Annotated in this window: 17 protein-coding genes; 11 read left to right on the plus strand and 6 right to left on the minus strand. The window is 44.6% G+C overall.

Annotation, left to right across the window (positions count from 1 at the left end):
• The first annotated feature begins 45 nt into the window (after positions 1–45).
• From BUA75_RS02635 to BUA75_RS02645, 3 genes are read left to right on the plus strand one after another with little or no spacing between them, the layout of a single operon-like run.
• Entirely contained in the window at positions 46–1,032 is a 987-nt protein-coding gene (locus BUA75_RS02635; protein ID WP_072873035.1) for an NAD(P)H-quinone oxidoreductase, read from the plus strand.
• A 38-nt stretch (positions 1,033–1,070) separates the two neighbouring features.
• Positions 1,071–1,358: a 4a-hydroxytetrahydrobiopterin dehydratase gene (locus BUA75_RS02640; protein ID WP_072873036.1), complete on the plus strand. Its 288-nt coding sequence runs from the start codon at positions 1,071–1,073 to the stop codon at positions 1,356–1,358.
• Positions 1,359–1,395: 37 nt separating this feature from the next.
• A complete protein-coding gene (locus BUA75_RS02645) occupies positions 1,396–1,941 on the plus strand; it encodes a CcdC protein domain-containing protein (RefSeq protein WP_255567423.1) in 546 nt (181 codons plus the stop codon).
• Here BUA75_RS02645 and BUA75_RS02650 read toward each other — a convergent pair.
• Together BUA75_RS02650 and BUA75_RS02655 are read right to left on the minus strand one after the other, a co-directional pair.
• Positions 1,916–3,559 carry an ATP-binding cassette domain-containing protein gene (locus BUA75_RS02650; protein ID WP_072873038.1) on the minus strand — a complete coding sequence of 548 codons (1,644 nt, stop codon included), beginning with the start codon at positions 3,557–3,559 and terminating at the stop codon, positions 1,916–1,918. The genes BUA75_RS02645 and BUA75_RS02650 overlap by 26 nt on opposite strands.
• Positions 3,556–4,428 (minus strand): ABC transporter ATP-binding protein, encoded by an 873-nt coding sequence (locus tag BUA75_RS02655; RefSeq protein ID WP_083574029.1) that lies wholly within the window; start codon positions 4,426–4,428, stop codon positions 3,556–3,558. Before BUA75_RS02655 ends, BUA75_RS02650 begins: the two co-directional genes overlap by 4 nt.
• 101 nt (positions 4,429–4,529) lie before the next feature.
• Here BUA75_RS02655 and BUA75_RS02660 point away from each other — a divergent pair, with 101 nt between their 5' ends.
• Positions 4,530–5,126, plus strand: a complete 597-nt coding sequence (locus BUA75_RS02660) for a biotin transporter BioY (protein ID WP_072873040.1) — start codon at positions 4,530–4,532, stop codon at positions 5,124–5,126.
• A 32-nt stretch (positions 5,127–5,158) separates the two neighbouring features.
• Here BUA75_RS02660 and BUA75_RS02665 read toward each other — a convergent pair whose 3' ends face one another.
• The gene (locus tag BUA75_RS02665; protein ID WP_072873041.1) at positions 5,159–5,842 is read right to left on the minus strand and encodes a GntR family transcriptional regulator; all 684 of its coding nucleotides are present in this window, start codon (positions 5,840–5,842) and stop codon (positions 5,159–5,161) included.
• A 265-nt stretch (positions 5,843–6,107) separates the two neighbouring features.
• On the opposite strand from BUA75_RS02665, the gene BUA75_RS02670 reads away from it, so the two are divergent.
• Positions 6,108–7,883 (plus strand): peptide ABC transporter substrate-binding protein, encoded by a 1,776-nt coding sequence (locus tag BUA75_RS02670; RefSeq protein WP_242650232.1) that lies wholly within the window; start codon positions 6,108–6,110, stop codon positions 7,881–7,883.
• 52 nt (positions 7,884–7,935) lie between these two features.
• Entirely contained in the window at positions 7,936–8,658 is a 723-nt protein-coding gene (locus BUA75_RS02675; RefSeq protein ID WP_072873042.1) for a creatininase family protein, read from the plus strand.
• 45 nt (positions 8,659–8,703) lie between these two features.
• Here BUA75_RS02675 and BUA75_RS02680 read toward each other — a convergent pair whose 3' ends face one another.
• Entirely contained in the window at positions 8,704–9,243 is a 540-nt protein-coding gene (locus BUA75_RS02680) for a mismatch-specific DNA-glycosylase (protein WP_072873043.1), read from the minus strand.
• A gap of 225 nt (positions 9,244–9,468) precedes the next feature.
• Between BUA75_RS02680 and BUA75_RS02685 the strand changes: the two genes are divergently transcribed.
• Positions 9,469–11,877, plus strand: coding sequence for an alpha-amylase family glycosyl hydrolase (locus tag BUA75_RS02685; protein WP_083574034.1), 2,409 nt, complete (start codon positions 9,469–9,471; stop codon positions 11,875–11,877).
• Between the two features lie 79 nt (positions 11,878–11,956).
• Here BUA75_RS02685 and glnA read toward each other — a convergent pair whose 3' ends face one another.
• Positions 11,957–13,381: a type I glutamate--ammonia ligase gene (glnA, locus tag BUA75_RS02690; protein WP_072873044.1), complete on the minus strand. Its 1,425-nt coding sequence runs from the start codon at positions 13,379–13,381 to the stop codon at positions 11,957–11,959.
• A gap of 182 nt (positions 13,382–13,563) precedes the next feature.
• Between glnA and BUA75_RS02695 the strand changes: the two genes are divergently transcribed.
• The 3 genes from BUA75_RS02695 to proC all read left to right on the plus strand — a co-directional run bounded on the left by BUA75_RS02695 (position 13,564) and on the right by proC (position 15,934).
• A complete protein-coding gene (locus tag BUA75_RS02695) occupies positions 13,564–14,343 on the plus strand; it encodes an alpha/beta hydrolase (protein WP_072873045.1) in 780 nt (259 codons plus the stop codon).
• Positions 14,344–14,348: 5 nt separating this feature from the next.
• On the plus strand, positions 14,349–14,849 hold the full coding sequence (locus BUA75_RS02700) for an NUDIX hydrolase (RefSeq protein ID WP_072873046.1): 501 nt from the start codon (positions 14,349–14,351) through the stop codon (positions 14,847–14,849).
• A gap of 206 nt (positions 14,850–15,055) precedes the next feature.
• Positions 15,056–15,934, plus strand: coding sequence for a pyrroline-5-carboxylate reductase (gene proC / locus BUA75_RS02705; RefSeq protein WP_072873047.1), 879 nt, complete (start codon positions 15,056–15,058; stop codon positions 15,932–15,934).
• A 9-nt stretch (positions 15,935–15,943) separates the two neighbouring features.
• Here the strand turns inward: proC and BUA75_RS02710 are convergent, their stop codons facing one another.
• A complete protein-coding gene (locus BUA75_RS02710; protein WP_072873048.1) occupies positions 15,944–16,438 on the minus strand; it encodes a MogA/MoaB family molybdenum cofactor biosynthesis protein in 495 nt (164 codons plus the stop codon).
• A gap of 170 nt (positions 16,439–16,608) precedes the next feature.
• On the opposite strand from BUA75_RS02710, the gene BUA75_RS02715 reads away from it, so the two are divergent.
• Positions 16,609–17,424 (plus strand): dienelactone hydrolase family protein, encoded by an 816-nt coding sequence (locus BUA75_RS02715; RefSeq protein WP_072873049.1) that lies wholly within the window; start codon positions 16,609–16,611, stop codon positions 17,422–17,424.
• The last annotated feature ends 41 nt before the right edge of the window (positions 17,425–17,465 follow it).

A 17,465-nucleotide genomic window follows, 5' to 3' on the forward strand; every position in this document is an offset into this window, starting at 1 on the left:
GTGTTATGATAGAAGATACAAGCTGATAAGCGAGGTGTTGATGTTTTGCGAGCAGTAAGACAAGATACGTTTGGGGATGCAGACGTTCTCTATATTGGCGAGGCTTCTACACCGACGATTGGGTCTCACGATTTGCTTGTTCGTGTACATGCTACCGCTCTCAACCGAGCTGATCTTTTGCAACGTCGAGGATTTTATCCGCCTCCTCCTGGGGAATCAGAAATTCTGGGGCTCGAGATGGCTGGTGAAGTGGTGGAAGTCGGGGCAGATGTGGAAGGATTTACTTTGGGTAGCCGTGTGGCTGCGCTGTTGCCAGGTGGTGGGTATGCGGAGTATGTCAAAATTCCCGCGGGAATGGCCATGCCATTGCCAGACTCGATGTCTTATGAACAAGGTGCAGCGATACCAGAAGCCTTTCTAACCGCGTATCTCAATTTGTTTTGGTTGGGAAAAGTACGTAAAGAAAACACTGTTCTGGTTCATGCTGGTGCCAGTGGAGTAGGAACTTCAGCCTTACAATTGATTCGTGAGGTAGGAGCGATTGCATTGGTCACCGCGGGTTCGGCAGAGAAAATTTCGGTCTGCAAGAAACTGGGTGCTGTAGCGGGCTGGAATTACAAAGAGGGTCCATTTTTGCCTTTTGTGCAAAAAGAGACAGATGGACGCGGTGTGGATATCATACTGGATTTTATCGGGGCTAACTATTTTGCAGAAAACATTCAATCTTTGGCTGTCGATGGACGTTTGATTGTCATTGGAACGATGGGTGGAACGCAAGTTCAGCAGCTTGATCTAGGTTATTTGTTGCAAAGACGTCTGCAAATTATTGGGACAGCATTACGATCACGGTCGGTGAGCGAGAAAATTCGTCTGACTCGTGAATTCTATCAATTTGCACGGGATGGCTTAAATGAAGGACGAATTGCTCCGCTGGTGGATACTGTTTTTGATTGGACAGAGGTCGCTAAAGCGCATGCCTACATGGAGTCCAATCAAAATATGGGTAAAATTGTCCTGCGTGTGTCTGGATAAAAATTCAAGAAGCACTTCTGCATTGAAGGAGAGAGGGTATGGATACACCTGTCATCGAAGAAGTGTTACAGGAATGGTTACAAGAACATCGTGATTGGAGTCGACAGGATAAGCGAATTCGTAAACGATTCCGATTTAAAACTTTTCCTGAATCTATACAATTTGTCAACCAAGTGGCGGAGATTGCAGAGGAACACAATCATCACCCGTTTATTCAGATTGATTTTCGCGTAGTAACATTAGAACTGACATCCTGGCACGCAAGAGGTATAACAGTATTAGATCTTCAACTGGCTGACAAGTATGATGCACTTGTAGAAGACTGAGAGAGGCGGATGCCCCCTGGGAAGTATAGTCAGTATCATTGTAGTCGTTTTGTTGCTTCTTTTTTCACTCTATATGCGTACTCGGCGTACACTAACCTATCAAAAAGCCAGCCGTACTTTACTCGTAACGAGATCGATCTTATTTGCTTTAGTGGCTGTATTGCTTCTTTCTGGCGCTACTTTGCATCCTATCCTCTTTCTCTACGCAGTGCTGGGTTTGGTAATTGGTTTTTTGCTAGCCTATTTAGCTTTGCGCGGCACTCGATTTGAACAACGTCAAGATGGAGTGTATTATCGCGCCAATCCCTGGATTGGCATGGTGGTTATTGCTCTTTTTGTGTTTCGCTTTGCCTATCGTTATATTGAACTGTATCAGAAAATTCGTCAGTCTGAGCTGCTTCATAACGTCAAACCAAGTGCACTCTCTACAACCAGCGATCCTCTGACTTTCTTTTTATTCTACTTGGTGATTGCTTATTATCTAGGTTATTATGTTTTCCTTTTGTTCCGGCTGCGTCGATTTAGCAAAGAAAAAGCGGCTGAACAAGAGTTGGTTCTCAGAGAAGAAATAGACAAACCGTAAGTGAGCTGGCAGTCAGTAACCAAAAAATATCTGATCTTTTGAGTTTCCAAGGGGATGGATGCACCGTGATGTCACGTAAGTGTACCATCCCCTTGGCATGCAATGCGTCACTTGTGTCTTCAGCCATTTGTAACAAAACAAGTAAAAATGGCACAAAGATATAGGGGAGACGCCAAAAACTGAGACGTTTTTTGAAGCGAGCCAGATGAATGATTTGAAATCTATGCCACTCTTCTTGAATATGAGGTAGAAAACGCAGTACATAAGCAGTCGCAAAAGAGAGTGCCGCTGTGGGCACACGCAGCTTGGAAAGTGGTTGTAAAATAGATGCAAGCGCCTGTTGGAGTTCAGCTTCACTGGTTGTAAATGGAACAATGAGACCAAGCGCAACGGCGGCTAACAAGCGTATGCTGGTCTGTAGGGCTTGCAGCATAGAAGCTGGATGGAAGCCCAAATTGAGATATGGGTGAAAATGCATGGACAAGCCTGCAAACAGAAGGGTAATCACAGACAGATAAAAGAGCGCTCGCATCTGGCGGAGCACAGACACTGGTGAAGCGCCGAGTAAAAATATAGACGACACAGCTATTGCCAAGCTAAGCAGGGTACCTGCCCAATCGTGAGTGAATAAACACCCTAACGTGACGAACCAAGTGCCTATCCAAAGTATGCGTAAGTCAATATGAGTCCGCCTCTGTGTTTTGCTGTTGGCTTCTTCTATTTCTCTTAATACACTTCTCCTATGCTGGTTTTCGATAAGCTCGTTTTCTGAATGAGGTTTACGCACCGTCCAACCTTCCATGAGGAAGTTGGCCACTTCTTCAGCGCTCAAAAGGCGTGTGTTTGGCACGTCTCGTCCTTCGGATATCCATTGAGACTGCAAGCGTAAAACCGTCGGTATTTCTATTCCAATTTCTTCTAGCCATTCGGGATGCAAGAGTAGTTCAGATAAATGGCACTGGCGAATGTCTCCACCCTCCCCCAAGAGCAGAAACTGGTCAGCCACTGATAAAAACGCATCGATTTGATGAGTGGCAACCAGTACGCCGCCTTCTGGATGTTCCAGTTTCCAATTTTGAAGAGTTTCTATCAGTTTTTCAAGTGATTTACCATCTAATCCCACAGTAGGTTCATCACATAGCAGCCATTCGGCAGGTACAGAAGTCTCAACCGCAACTGCTGCCCTTCTTTTTTGACCGCCACTGAGTGAAAGTGGCGTTTGTTGCAGGAGCAAGGTTGGTAAACCTTGTTTGGACAATGCATAAGCCATCTCTTCTGATGATGGAGGTGTTTTGGCAAAAGGACTGTGACTGATGACAAATTCTTTGGCTAAGGTACTTGCCATCATGCTTTCCTCAGGGGATTGAAAAACAAGCGCAAATTTTTTTAACCATTCTTCGTCGTGTTCATTTTCTAGAGGTCTGTTGTTCATCCAAAGGCTTCCTGACTGTATCGGTAACAACCCTGCTACAACCTGTAGGAGACTGGATTTTCCCGATCCGATAGGTCCAAGCAAGACGTGGATTTTCCCTGATTCTACTTGTAATTGTAAGTTTTCAAATAGTGGTTTGGCTGTTCCTGTATGTTGAACTGTTACGTTCTCGAATTGTAAATTCACGAATGTACACCAGCACTTTCTAAGGACTGTATTTCTTGTAACGGCAATTCTGACCAAGGGATACCGCGGCGATATAACTCTTCTCCAACTTGAATGGAAAATGGAGGAATATATCCTAGTTTTCTGCATGTGCTTGGCTGCCATGGACTTTCTTCTGAGTAAAAAAATGAACGAGCATGCCAGCCAGTTTGTAACGTTCCGTTTTGCACGACGGCGATTTCGTCAGCGTAAAAAATATCTTCTAATTGTTGAGTCATCCAGAGTATAGATAAATTGGTTTGGCGAATTTTTTTTTCAAGAAAGTTTAGTAACCGATGACGGATGGCTGGATTCAACATGGCGGCTCCTTCATCGACAATCAGTAAGTCAGGATTGTCTAAAAGTGCAGAGGCAAATGAGAGAAGTTGTTTTTGCCCGCCAGAAAGTTTCTTTACCGGAGAATGAAGTGGTACAGACAACCCCAATTCTTCAAGCAGATCAGCTATATATTTGCCTGTATACGAACAGTTGCGAGCAGTTGCTAATTCATCAGCAACGGTTTCACCCAAGATTCCCGCTCCCAGTCGCTGCGGAATATATCTTGAAATCATTGAAGAAGTGGAAGATACAGTTAAACTCCCTTCCAATATTGGTGATAGTCTGAGTAGGCCTCTGGCTAAGGTGGATTTTCCCCCACCGTTTGGTCCTAATACGACTAACCACTGACCTTTATATAAAGTAAGATAGAGATTGTGCAATAGGACTACCCATCCGCGATGCGTCGGATAACCGAATGAAGCATTTTGAATTTCTAACAAAACAGGTGTATCCAACTCTATTCCTCCAGCAATGACGTCGGTTGTTTCAAGTGAAAGAAGGTCTACTTGCACTCTTTTAAACTTATGCTACAATCCAATTGTCAACCTATTAAATTTTATATATTAACAATCAGTTTGTCTACTTTGATAAACTGGGAAAGGATGAATTTCATTTGCGTATCACAGTTCGCGGCATCATTTTTAGTGCACTTTTTGCGGCATTATTAGCAGTTCTCAGTTTTGTTTCATTCAAACTGCCCTTTACTCCGGTACCCATTACATTGGAAAATTTGATGGTTATGCTCGCCGGGGCACTGTTAGGTGGTGGCTATGGATTTTTGAGTATGCTTTTGGTAGTGGTTCTAGTAGCCCTGGGTGTACCTATGCTGGATGGCAGCGGGGGAATTGGCGTGCTTGTTGGGCCGTCGGGTGGCTACGTTTGGATGTATCCTATCTGCGCATTACTTGCCGGTTATCTGATTCGCAGAGTGCGTGGTAACGGTCCTGTTTCCTTTGTTTGGATTGCCATCATAGCCTTTGTTTTTGGTGATTTGCTCTGTTATGTGACAGGGGTGGGTTGGCTAGCTCACCTGTATCATTTATCACTCTCCAAGGCATTGGTTCTAGCCGCTTATCCATATTTGCCTGGCGATGCAGCTAAAGCTGTCATCACAGCTTTGATTACGGTGCAGGTTCGCCGAGTCTTTCCTGTTGAACGTTTGGTTGGCAGTTCAAAAGTTAAACTCGCATCACCGGAAGTCAGCGCTTAAAAATACGAAGATGTTTTATAGATAGCGCATGGTTAGCCATGCGCTTCTTTTAGTTTGGATTCTAATTCTTTGAGAGTCGACAAATAATGCATATTTAACTCTTGAATGATCTTCTCTTTATCCCGGCTTGCCAGAGCGTCATACAAAATCTGATGAATCTCAACAACTCGATTTACTCTTTTGGGCAATTCGTTAGCAATGGTTAAAAACATTGCCCCAACCTGGCTGTCCATTTGGCTATGAGCTTGAATCAAACGAGAATGCTTAGACAAGCCAACAATCACTTTGTGAAACTCAATATCGCATGCAATCAGTTCTTCTGCATTTGCCTCTTGAACGGATTGCGCAAATCTTTCTAATAAGTGAGAGAGTGCTTGTAAATGCTCGTCTTGCAAATTTTCCAGACCCATTTCAATAGCATTGACTTCGAGCATCGCGCGAAACGTGTATATCTCGTAAGCGTCTCTTGCCGATAATATCGATACAGTAGCGCCCCTATTTACTTCATGTGTCACCAGACCTTCATTTTTCAACATCAGCAGCGCTTCTCGCACAGGACCACGTGAAACCTGCAAGTCCCGTGCTAAATGGACTTCATTGATACGTTGGCCAGGTTTGATAGTACCAGTTAAAATCATTTTGCGAATTTCTTTCACAACTTCGTTGGATAATGAGGTTCGATAAATTTTTCCTGCGGAGAACGAATCTATTGGCATAAAGCACCTCGGGTCTATGTTCGTCTAAAGCGTAATTTATTTCTTCAATCTATCTCACCTTATGAAACAAAGATTGTCAACCGCTCTTTTATGATTTGAATTTACAGATTTTTATGATATATTGAACATGAAAACTGTTAACACTTATTTGGGGCTTGACAAAAGGGTCAGTGTTTCATTTCGCAAACGAGATCGATCCAAACAAAGAGTAAATGAAAAGGTAAGTGGGCGTTGGTTTCTTGAATGGAAAAGAGGGGGGTTTAGAGTGGGGAATCATTCCATGCGTAAAATATCTTCTATGGTATTCATTGGGTTGGGACTTTGTATGGCAGTAACAGGGTGCGCAAGTCAGACACCTTCAAAAGGAACGGCTGGGCAAACTGTCAATGGAACAGTACATCCAACGCCAGGGGGAACCATAATTTTTGCAGAGCCACCACAGGCGAATTTGAATTGGTTTTTCCCGCTTTTTAACATTCAGGATGATGGCGTTGATAATGCCCAATTAATCAACATGCTTTATAAACCGTTGCTTTGGATTAACAATCAATTCGAGATCGATTGGAATTCTTCCATTGCTAGTAAAATTACCTACAATCGCCAGGGGACTGTCTACCATGTTTTTATGAATTCCAAATGGCACTGGTCTAATGGTCATCCTGTCACCAGCAAAGATATTCTTTTTTCTTGGCATGTCATTCAAGCTGCTTCTGCAGCAAACGCCCCTTCGCCATGGCCGTATGTTGGAGCTGGAACGGGGGATATTCCAAACGGCATAAAAAGTCTGAAAGCGAATGGTCCCTATGAATTTACTGTCACCTTGGATCATCCAGCCAATCAACAGTGGTTTATCTACAATGGATTGATTCAATTGACACCTTTACCAGCTAGTGCTTGGGACAAATATCAAAATATCCAGAAGGAGATTAAATATTTAGGTGACGAAGCTACTCATCCCATGTTTGATACTGTAGTTGACGGACCTTTTCAATTAGTGAGCGCTGTACCCAATCAGTCTTGGACAATTGTACCGAATCCACGATACAGTGGCCATAAAAGTATCGTGAACAAAATTATTTTTCAGTATGAAGCTTCCAATACGGCAGAGTTTTCCGGTCTGAGAACGGGGTCCATTAATGTAGGCTATCTGGATCCGAGTCAATACGGTTCACGACAAGCGCTTCTTTCCAAAGGTGAAGTGATCACACCTCAATATGCGTTTGGATATTTTGAAACACAACTGAACATGTTCCCTGGCTCACCTGTACGCCGTTTGTTTGACAAACTATATATCCGCCAAGCGTTACAGATGGGCATTGATAACGAAAGTATTGATCAAGCGGTCTATCATGGTTTTGCTCCTCCCTTGGACGGACCGATTCCGCAAATACCACATACTGCTTTTTTTGATAGCCAATTGAGTCAAAACCCATATCCTTATAACCCACAAAAAGGGAAGCAGCTTCTGGAAGCCCATGGTTGGAAGTTAGTCAATGGTATCATGACCAAAGGGGCACAAAAATTGAAATTTACCATGATTTATGCTGCCGGATCGGCATCAGAACAAAATCAAGTAGAAATTATGAAACAAGACTGGGCACAAGAGGGAATTGACGTAACGCTAAAAAGCATGCCAGCCAGTACTCAGGAGTCGATTACCTACAACGCCAAAAATCCTGGAGATTGGGAGATGTCCAACGGACTTGCCTGGTTTTATAACGGGCCTGGCTATTATCCAAGCGGCGGACAGTTGTTTGCAACCAACGCTCCATCTGGATTTGGCTACAGCAATCCGGAGGAGGACGCCTTGATTGCTGCTACGCATCAACCTTACGCGACACCAGAAGAGGCTATGCAAGCATTTTACAAATATGAATATTTTACAGCCTTGCATCTGCCTGTTCTCTGGGATGGCAATGTGGCCACACTCGCAGTACATGCTCCCCAAGTGCATGGAACTGTCCTATACGGTAATGCTTTAACGGGATTTCCGCAGATGAATTATTGGTGGGTATCTTCTAACGCAGCAACATCGTCTTGAGTTAAGGATGTTATGAAGTTATCCCATTTTGATTCGATAGGTGGTTAGAGATATGTACATGATGAAATTAACCCAACGAGAGTACGTACAACAGTTAAAAAAAGGGATAGACACCGTTCTCATTCCCATTGGCATGCTGGAGACACATGGGGAACACTGTGCTCTTGGTACGGACACACTGATTCCACGAGAGTTTGTCAAACGACTCGACGCTATTCTTGGTAAGCGTATCATGATGGCACCAGAGATTGCCTATGGGCATTCATGGGCATTGGCTCCATTTCCTGGTACGATTGATGTCTCACAGCGAATTTTTACAGACTATGTACGTCATATCGGTGAGCAATTCTTTCATCAAGGATTTCGACATATTGTGCTGCTGAATGGACATGGTGGCAATATTTCGGCTCTCAATGAAGTGTCCGAATGTTTGGCCGATCTCGGTGCGTATGTGTTGACGATTCACTGGTGGCTCGATTATCGCGAACAGATTGCAGCTATTGCGCCTGCTGTCGGACACGCTGGAGAAGATGAAACTTCTTGTGTTCTGGCGATTGACGAGTCTTTGGTGGATATGAGTGTAGCTCATCATCATCAAGATACATTATCTAGGAAAATCAAATCGAAAAAGATGGGGTTGCGGATTTTTCCCCATGGAAACTCAGGGGATGCAACAGCAGCCAGTGTAGAAAAAGGAGAAAGAATTTATCAGTCATTGGTTCCATTGATGGTAAAAGATATTGAGGAACTTTGGGAGTTTGCTCAATCTGAATAATTGACTCTATGGGCTACGTATCCACTATACAACGGCCGCCCTTCTTCAATTCTGGCGAGGCGGTCGATACCCTTTTTTGCGTAATTCCTCTACTTTTTTGGCCAATTCTTCATAAATAGAAGTTTGCACGGCAAAATCCATTCTCACTAAGCCGCTTGTCCCCGGAGCGACAAATTCCATCATGTCAGGCAATACAGTACACTCTTGAAAACCAAAATCAACTTTACTGCGTTCAGCGTATTTTTGATAGACGCCTTTTCCCACAAAACAAGCAATGATAGGTTTGTAAAGAGAAAGTTTATCTTTGAGTATAAGCCTGCCTGCTCGCCATTCCTCAGGTCGGATTTCATCTGCTCGTTTCGTAGTGCGAGCTACAATATTGGTAAATCCATATCCATACCAAGCCAGCATATGGGGGTTGTCAGAGGGAGGGTGTAAGATGGGGGTCAAACCCGATGAATGCAAGAGACGATAAAAACGATTGCTGCGATGAGCGTATGGAAAACCTGTAGCTGATGATGTTGGCGAAGGATTAAATCCAATAAATACGACGACTAATCCTCGATGTAAAAGATCGTTGATCATAAAATGGTGTCACGCTCCTACCGTTATTCTCCCCATGTCGAATGTAAACGTCAACTTTTTCAAATCAATGCTGAAAGTTTAACCATGCCTGCTTATTTGAAATGAGCAAGAAAATAAGGATTTACTATTGACAGACAAATAATTTGTAATATTCTTAAAATTATCATCAAATATTTCTGATTAGAAAGTGAGGGAAGTTCGGTGAATGCAAATTTTCGCACCTTAATGCAAACGTTTGCATTTGTGGGAGCATCAACTTTTGCTTGTGTATCAACAGCTTGGGTCAATCCGGCAGATATTGTGCAGGCATCCACTAGTGTAGACAGTAATGCTTTGTTTTCCGATCAAGGGCCACTTTATTTTACACCACAGGAACCTACTTCGAATCAACCGATTACAGTAACGCTTCGAGCTTCAGCAGGAAATTTAAGCAGTGCTAATGTCGTTGTATACAACACTGCATCGGGATCGACCACGTACTATCCGATGTCTCTGGAAGGAAACGACGTCAATGGGGTCTATGAATTTTGGTCGGCTACCCTGCCTGCTACGTCTAACACGGAGTACTATTATTTTCAAGCGAATGATGGTTCCTCAACCGTTTATTACAATGCTTCCGGTGCTACTTCTACAGCCTATCCAACACCAACTTTTTCCGGAAATCAATGGAACACATATGATGACTTTGTTATCAGTCCGAATTTTAGCACGCCAAGTTGGGCCCAAAATGGTGTGATGTATCAAATTTTTGTCGATCGTTTTTTTGATGGAGATGTCAGTAATGACGTTACGAATGGCGAGTATTCTTGGTATGGGCATCCGACTGTACAGCTTAGTTGGGGGCAAGACCCTGAATTGGGCGATCCCGGTGGGGCAGATCAGGTAGCCTTTGCTGGTGGAGATTTAGAGGGTGTTGCCGATAAATTGAATTATATTGAGCATACGTTGGGAGCCAATATTCTCTATCTTTCACCAGTATTTACGGCAAATACTAACCATAAATATGATGTGCAAAATTATTTTCAAGTTGATCCGCATTTCGGAGGTAACAGTGCTCTGGAAACCTTAATTTCGGATGCCCATAATACTTTGGACAATGCTGGACAACAGGGACGAGTCATCTTGGATGGCGTATTTAATCATACTGGGGCTTCGAACTCTTGGTTTACGAGTGCACAGTCCAGTCAATCCAGCCCTTATTATAATTGGTATACCTTTACCAATTGGCCATCTCAATATGCTACTTTTGCAGGGGTATCCAATCTTCCCAAACTCAATTATGGTTCTTCTTCCTTACAGAATGAAATTCTCTCTGTCGCCGATACCTATCTCGAACCCCCATTCGATGCGGATGGATGGCGGCTTGATGCACCTGGACATATCGGTGCTAATGGATATGACCCAGAAGCAAATGGAAATTATAACGATCCAACGAATCATGCTTTTTGGGAAAGCTTTCGTCAAAGTGTCAAGTCGGTCAATCCTAATGCCTTTATTTTTGGGGAGTGGTTTGAAGGGTCACAACCTGAGGAATGGTTGAACAATGGTAATCAATGGGATGGTTCAGTCAATTATAATGGATTTTTACAACCGGCCTCAGAGTGGATTACTGGATATGATGATGGCTTTAACGCAAACTCCATCTCTCCAACCACACTGGAAAGTTGGCTAGTTGGAACACTCAATAGTGTTCCAAGAGCTGCTCAATTGGCTCAAGTCAACGAATTAAGTACACAAGATGTGCCGAGATTTGCGGAACGTGCTGCAGAAACTATCAATTACAAAACCTATACCACGCCTAGTGGAGGAACAGTCACCTATCCGTATGGTGGAACACCGAATCTATGGAAAGATTATCTTGGCGCCTTTTTACAATTTACGTATGTCGGTATCCCTACCATTTATTATGGCGATGAATATGGCATGATGGGTGGCGGAAATAATGATGCAGGGAAACGTTGGACATTTGATTGGAGCCAAGTGGCCAATGGTGGCAATAGTGTCTTTCAACTCTACCAACAATTGATTGCGATGCGTCATCAATATCCCGCGTTGACAGACGGATCGTTTATGCCTTTGGTAGCAGATGACAACAGCAATATTTTTGCTTTTGCGCGCATGGATGGACAGCAAAGAATCATTGTTGTTTTGAATAATTCCAATGGTACGGAAACGGAAACCATTCCTGTCTATGAGGCCGGATCGCCCTATAATAGTAGTTTTACTAATATTACGCCGCTTGTTGGTGGGGCTTCGGAAGCTTCTTCAGTCAGTGTGGATGGTCAGGGTAACATTAGTGTCACCGTGCCTGGGCATTATGCGGAAATTTTGGTGCAACAAGGTGGACCATTGACAGCGGTAAGCACAAACCCTGCGCCTTTGGTGGCAGGTCAGCAGGCGACGATTACGTACAATGGTCCGTTGGCCAGCACAGCTTCTTCATTAACAATGCATTGGGGATACAACAATTGGAATGGTATTACGAATACAGTCATGACTCGCCAGTCGAATGGAGAATGGACAGCTGTCATCACTGTGCCTAATGGCAGTGTTTTGAATGCGGCATTTGAAGATAGTAATGGAGATTGGGATAATGATAACTCTCAGAATTACAATTTTCCTATCTCATCTTAAAATGAATAAAAAACATAAAAAACAGCGAGGGAGAATCCTGCCTCGCTGTTTTTTCTATAGCATGAGTAAAATGCACGAATTATAGATCGAGATAGAGATGGAATTCATACGGGTGTGGTCGTTGTGCAAGAGGTTGTACTTCACTTGAGCGTTTCAGATCAATCCAGTTTTGGATGAAATCTTTAGTGAAGACACCTCCGCGCAACAGAAATTCGTGATCAGCCTGCAGAGCATCGAGCGCTTCTTCCAATGAACCAGGAACATTCTGAATCGAAGCTTTTTCTTCTGCACTCAATTCGTAGATGTTTTTATCAATTGGCCCAAAACCAAGTTGGGTGGGGTCGAGTTTTCGCTCAATGCCGTCTAAACCTGCCATGAGCATGGCGGCAAACGCTAAGTAAGGATTGGCAGTACCGTCCGGGGTACGGAACTCAATACGGGCTGATTTGGGTGTGACTGCAGCAACAGGAACACGTATGGCGGCGCTGCGATTTCCTTTTGAGTAAACCAAATTGATGGGAGCTTCAAATCCGGGCACTAGACGTTTGTATGAGTTGGTACTCGGGTTGGCGAAAGCGAGCAGAGCAGGAGCATGAGAGAGAATGCCAGCGATGTAATGACGCGCCAGAGCACTCAAATTACCGTATTGACCTTCCTCAAAGAAGAGTGGCTGATTACCGTTGAAAAGGCTTTGATGCACATGCATGCCAGAACCGTTGTCGCCCAGAATCGGTTTGGGCATAAAGGTAGCAACTTTACCGTATTTACGTGCTACTTGACGGACGATATATTTGTACATCATGACGGTATCGCCGGTTTTGGTCAATGTATGGAAACGGAAGTTGATTTCTGCCTGTCCGGCAGTAGCCACTTCATGATGGTGACGTTCAACGCGAATGCCTGCTTTCATAAGTTCCTTGACAATTTCCGTACGGATATCCTGCTGAGTATCCGTTGGCGGGAGAGGGAAATAACCGCCTTTGTTTTTTACTTTATAAGCCAAATTGGCTTCTCCGCCACGACCGCTGTTCCAAAATGCTTCCTCGGAGTCAATGGCATAGAAAGCGCCTGATGGAGAACTGTCATAACGGACATCGTCGAGAAGGAAAAATTCCAATTCCGGTCCGAAATAGGCTGCATCCGCAATGCCTGAGTCCTGCAAGAATTTCTCTGCTTTTTCTGCAATGAATCGCGGATCGCGTTCATAGCGAGTACCGTTGGGTTCATAGACTGTGCACATCAGACCGAGCGTGGGCGCAGCCATGAACGGATCGACATAAGCACTCTCCAAAACAGGTCGCATGACCATGTCGCTCTCCTCAATGCCACGAAAACCTTGAATACTCGAACCGTCAAAAGCGATGCCATTTTCCAGCATTTCAACGTCAACTTCCACGGCAGGCACTGTCACATGATGTTGTCTGCCAGGCACATCAACAATTCGAAAATCAACCATTTCAATTTGATTTCTTTTTATAAGATCTAAAACTTCCTGAGCAGTCACGGACGGATTCCTCTCCTCACCTTTATACTCAAATGCATATGTTTTGATGATAGAAGGAGAAAGGTAAGAACGTCAAGGTGATATGTTAGGAAACCTAACATATCATTTGAGGATTTTGTCGAAATGATGAGCCGGGAGAAAGTGGTATGATGGAAGTATCAGGATGAGTGGAGGTTGAAGCAATGCAGTCAGCAATCAGTCTCAATGTGGACGGAAACACGCTGCGCGGTATGCAACATTGGCCGGACGAGGCGTTTCTTGGCAAGCCCATACAATCGTTTCCAGCTATCATTCTGTTCCATGGCTTTACAGCCAACAAGTTACAGGAACATCGCCTTTTTTTGAAAATCAGTCGTCGATTGTGCGCTCTTGGCATCGCTTCATTTCGATTTGATTTTTCTGGCAGTGGTGAGAGTGATGGAGATTTTGAAGAGATGACTGTTCGTAAAGAAGTTCAAGAAGCTCATGCGATACTCGACTTTGTCCAATCTTTGCCCTCCATTCAAAGACATCGTGTGATGTTGCTTGGTTTAAGCATGGGGGGATTGGTAGCTGGCATAGTCGCTGGAGAACGGCCGCAAGATGTAGAACGCCTGATTTTGCTTTCGGCCGCCGGAAATATGCGGGAACTGATTCAGGCAGCCATGGGTGAGCATCCGCCAGAACGCATCAGTCCAATTTTGTACGATCGCGATGGTGATTTGATTGGCTGGGATTTTTATGATGATTTAATGACCATTGATGGTTTTGCCTGTGCTCAACCTTACCAGGGTCCGGTGTTGGTCGTGCATGGAACTGAAGATCAGGCAGTTCCGTTTGCAATCGCTGAGCAGTACTGCAATGAAGTATTTCCAGGTCGCTCAAAACTGGTGCGTATTGAAGGGGCAGATCATACTTATAATCGATTAGATTGGGAGCAACAGGTGTTGGATGCAATAGCGGCATTTGTGGTGGAGGGATAAACAAGGTGGCGTTTCATGTCAGGCTTGCTGTGCGGCGAGGCTTGCTGAAAATTTATGGTCTACTGCCGCGCGGTTTGACGAGCCGCCTCATCAAACTGGTTCATCCTAGTGTTCTTTTGGCGGTTGTGGGCGTGGTTTTCCGAACGGATGGTTCTTTTCTTCTTTTGCATCACAGTTATCACAAACCGAGTTGGCGATTGCCGGGAGGTTTGGTCAATCGAGGAGAATCGCTTCAAGATGCTGTCTGCCGTGAGATATTAGAAGAAGCAGGCTGTCTTGTAGAAATTCTCTCTTTTATAGACGCTGCATCGCTTGCATACTCCTATGATGTGGCTTGGTTGTTGCGTCTAGTCGAGGAACGGCCATTTTCTCCTTCCGCTGAGATTGTCGATCGCGTTTGGGTGGATTTTTCCCAACGCCAAGAATGGGGTCTTACAAAGGAACAGCTAGATTTTCTTGAAAAAGGTTACGAATTATGGAAAAAGACGGGATCTCCCTTGCCCTGAAATTTGAAATGCCATTCACAGACAGCAAGGACTCATGAGTTTCATGAAACAGTTCTTGCTGTTTTTGCATTGCATTTATATTCAAACTATTGTATTTTAATTGGAAATTCAAACAAAAAAGGCGTTGTTCTGTTTTCAAAATAGTTATAGACGGACGATTGACCGCGCACTAATCTTTACCAGACAGAGAGATAGGAGTGGTGAACATGTTCAGCTTTAATGAGGCAGATATCCTTCCGTTAGGAAACAAGCCAGCCCCACGCTTGTTTTTACTGGGGGCAGGAGCTATGGCGGAAGCGTTTATTCGCGGCATTGTCCGTAAAGGGGCATTGCAGCCTGAACAGATCTATGTTCTCAATCGCAGCCGCGGTCAAAGATTGATGGAATTACAAGAAGAATACGGAGTGGTTCCTGCTAAAAGTTTGATAGATGCTGCAGATGCGGCGGTTGTGGTACTGGCAGTTAAACCTGCTGATGCCGCACAGGCGCTTGATGAGTTACGCCCCTATTTGCACGGTCAACTATTGATTTCCTTTGCAGCCGGTTTGTCAACAGAGTGGTTATTAGAAGCGATTGGCAACCAGGCAGCAGTTGTCCGCACCATGCCCAATTTACCAGTTGCAGTGGAATCGGGTGTGACGGCTGTCGCTTTTGCCGAACATGTCACCCATAAAGATCGATTATTGGCTCGCTTTTTGCTGGAGCAGGTGGGCGCAGTGGTGGAAATGGAAGAATCTCTATTGGATGCTGCGACTGCGTTCTCCGGGAGTGGACCTGGATTTGTATGTTATTTTTTAGAGGCTATGGAAGAAAGTGCTCGACGATTGGGTTTTGATGAGGAGACGGCGCGCGCACTATTGCTTCATACGGTGGCTGGAACAGCCAAAGTGCTTTTGGATTGGCAACTCTCGCCTGAAATTTTGCGCCGTCGCGTGACTTCGCCGCGTGGGACGACCCATGCTGGCCTGCAAGTTTTCGAACAATCTGGACTCAAAACATTTGTCAATGAAGCGTTGCAGGCGGCAGCAGCGCGATCGGCAGAAATGGGGAAACAGTTTAAAACAAAGGATAGACCTAAAGACTGAAGTGTTACTTTATGGATGTTCTGTCTTGCCGCGAATCAGATCGATAGTATGTAAAAGTACCGGTTGGATAACCTGAAAACATTCGTTGACAGCTTTTGGACTGCCGGGGAAATTAATAATTAATGTCTGACGGATGACACCCACAACTTGCCTTGAAAGCATCGCGAAAGGTGTCTGGTTCAGACTATATTGGCGCATGGCTTCAGCCATTCCCGGCAGCGGCCGCTCAATGACTGACAAAGTTGCTTCTGGAGTCACATCACGCGGAGAAATTCCTGTCCCACCAGTGGTGGCTATGAGACAGACTTCCGGTACGGCAGCATATTCTTTCAATGAATGTGCAATAAACTGTTCTTCGTCGGGTAAGACGAGATGTTCATAGAGAACAAGAGGAAGAGATTCTATTTGTTGTATCAGCAGTGGCCCGCCAGCATCTTCCCGCTTGCCGGCGTAACATGAATCGCTGATGGTCATGACCACAAACTTTCGAGTCTGCTCTGGCATTCTCCATCCCCCATTCCTGTACTCTTTTGGATTTATTGTAAGTGTCCTGTAGGCAATCGACAACTTGTAAATAAAATCGAAAAAAGAGGAGTCGGTTATTTTGTTTCGTGTCTCTAAATTCGGTATCATAAAGGCTGTAGTGCTGATTTGATTTGAGGAGGTTATCACCAATGACGATTCAAGCTGATTGGATTCGCTATGGTGCAGATCAAGAGTATCTTGGATATTTAGCCGTACCTGAACGTGTCAAAGGTCCCGTTCCGGCTGTCATTGTACTGCAGGAAATTTGGGGAGTGGACGATCACATCCAACATGTTGCACGACGTTTTGCAGAGGCAGGGTATGTGGCACTTTCGCCTGATTTATACGCTAAAAATGGTGAGCGGCCAGAAGCTTTGAGTGGCGAACGGATTGTCAAAGTGAAACATTTTCTCGAGACCGTACCACCCAGCGCTTGGAACAATCCTGAAGAACGGGATCGGGCTATGGATGCCCTGCCTGAGCCAGAGCGCACTGAAGTGCGTACGACGTTTGGAACCCTGTTTGGAGGTCTCGATCCGACGCGATACATACCGCAATTGAAAGCCAGCAGCCAATATTTGCGCGCTGAACAACCGTTGTCCAAAGGAGCCAAAGTGGGTTCTGTTGGCTTTTGTATGGGCGGGGCTCTTTCTGCAGTTTTGGCTACTGAAGATCCCGAATTGGCTGCAGCGGCTATATTCTACGGCAATGCACCAGCGAAAGAGAAAATTTCATCCATTCAATGTCCTGTATACGGTTTTTACGCGTCGCTTGATCCGCGAATTACCGATCAGGTTCCTGAGTTTGCCAAACAGATGCAAGAAGCAGGAAAGTCATTCCAATATAAAGTTTACGAAGGAGCCCATCACGCCTTCTTTAACGACACGCGTGCATCGTATCATATTGATGCAGCACGTGATTCTTTTGCCACGGTTCTGCAATTTTTTGCTGAACATTTGCGGTGATTGTAATATATGAACCAAACACTTAGGTAGTGGGGGTTGTC

The organism is Alicyclobacillus tolerans (assembly GCF_900142255.1).
GTDB classification, from domain to species: Bacteria; Bacillota; Bacilli; order Alicyclobacillales; family Alicyclobacillaceae; genus Alicyclobacillus_I; species Alicyclobacillus_I tolerans.

What these genes read in the sequence shown, in the direction of transcription:
- BUA75_RS02640 (WP_072873036.1), top strand. Translation starts at nt 1,071, where the DNA reads ATGGATACACCTGTCATCGAAGAAGTGTTACAGGAATGGTTACAAGAA.
- BUA75_RS02665 (WP_072873041.1), bottom strand. Translation starts at nt 5,842, where the DNA reads ATGCCAATAGATTCGTTCTCCGCAGGAAAAATTTATCGAACCTCATTA.
- BUA75_RS02675 (WP_072873042.1), top strand. Translation starts at nt 7,936, where the DNA reads ATGTACATGATGAAATTAACCCAACGAGAGTACGTACAACAGTTAAAA.
- BUA75_RS02680 (WP_072873043.1), bottom strand. Translation starts at nt 9,243, where the DNA reads ATGATCAACGATCTTTTACATCGAGGATTAGTCGTCGTATTTATTGGA.
- BUA75_RS02685 (WP_083574034.1), top strand. Translation starts at nt 9,469, where the DNA reads ATGCAAACGTTTGCATTTGTGGGAGCATCAACTTTTGCTTGTGTATCA.
- BUA75_RS02695 (WP_072873045.1), top strand. Translation starts at nt 13,564, where the DNA reads ATGCAGTCAGCAATCAGTCTCAATGTGGACGGAAACACGCTGCGCGGT.
- proC (WP_072873047.1), top strand. Translation starts at nt 15,056, where the DNA reads ATGTTCAGCTTTAATGAGGCAGATATCCTTCCGTTAGGAAACAAGCCA.
- BUA75_RS02710 (WP_072873048.1), bottom strand. Translation starts at nt 16,438, where the DNA reads ATGCCAGAGCAGACTCGAAAGTTTGTGGTCATGACCATCAGCGATTCA.
- BUA75_RS02715 (WP_072873049.1), top strand. Translation starts at nt 16,609, where the DNA reads ATGACGATTCAAGCTGATTGGATTCGCTATGGTGCAGATCAAGAGTAT.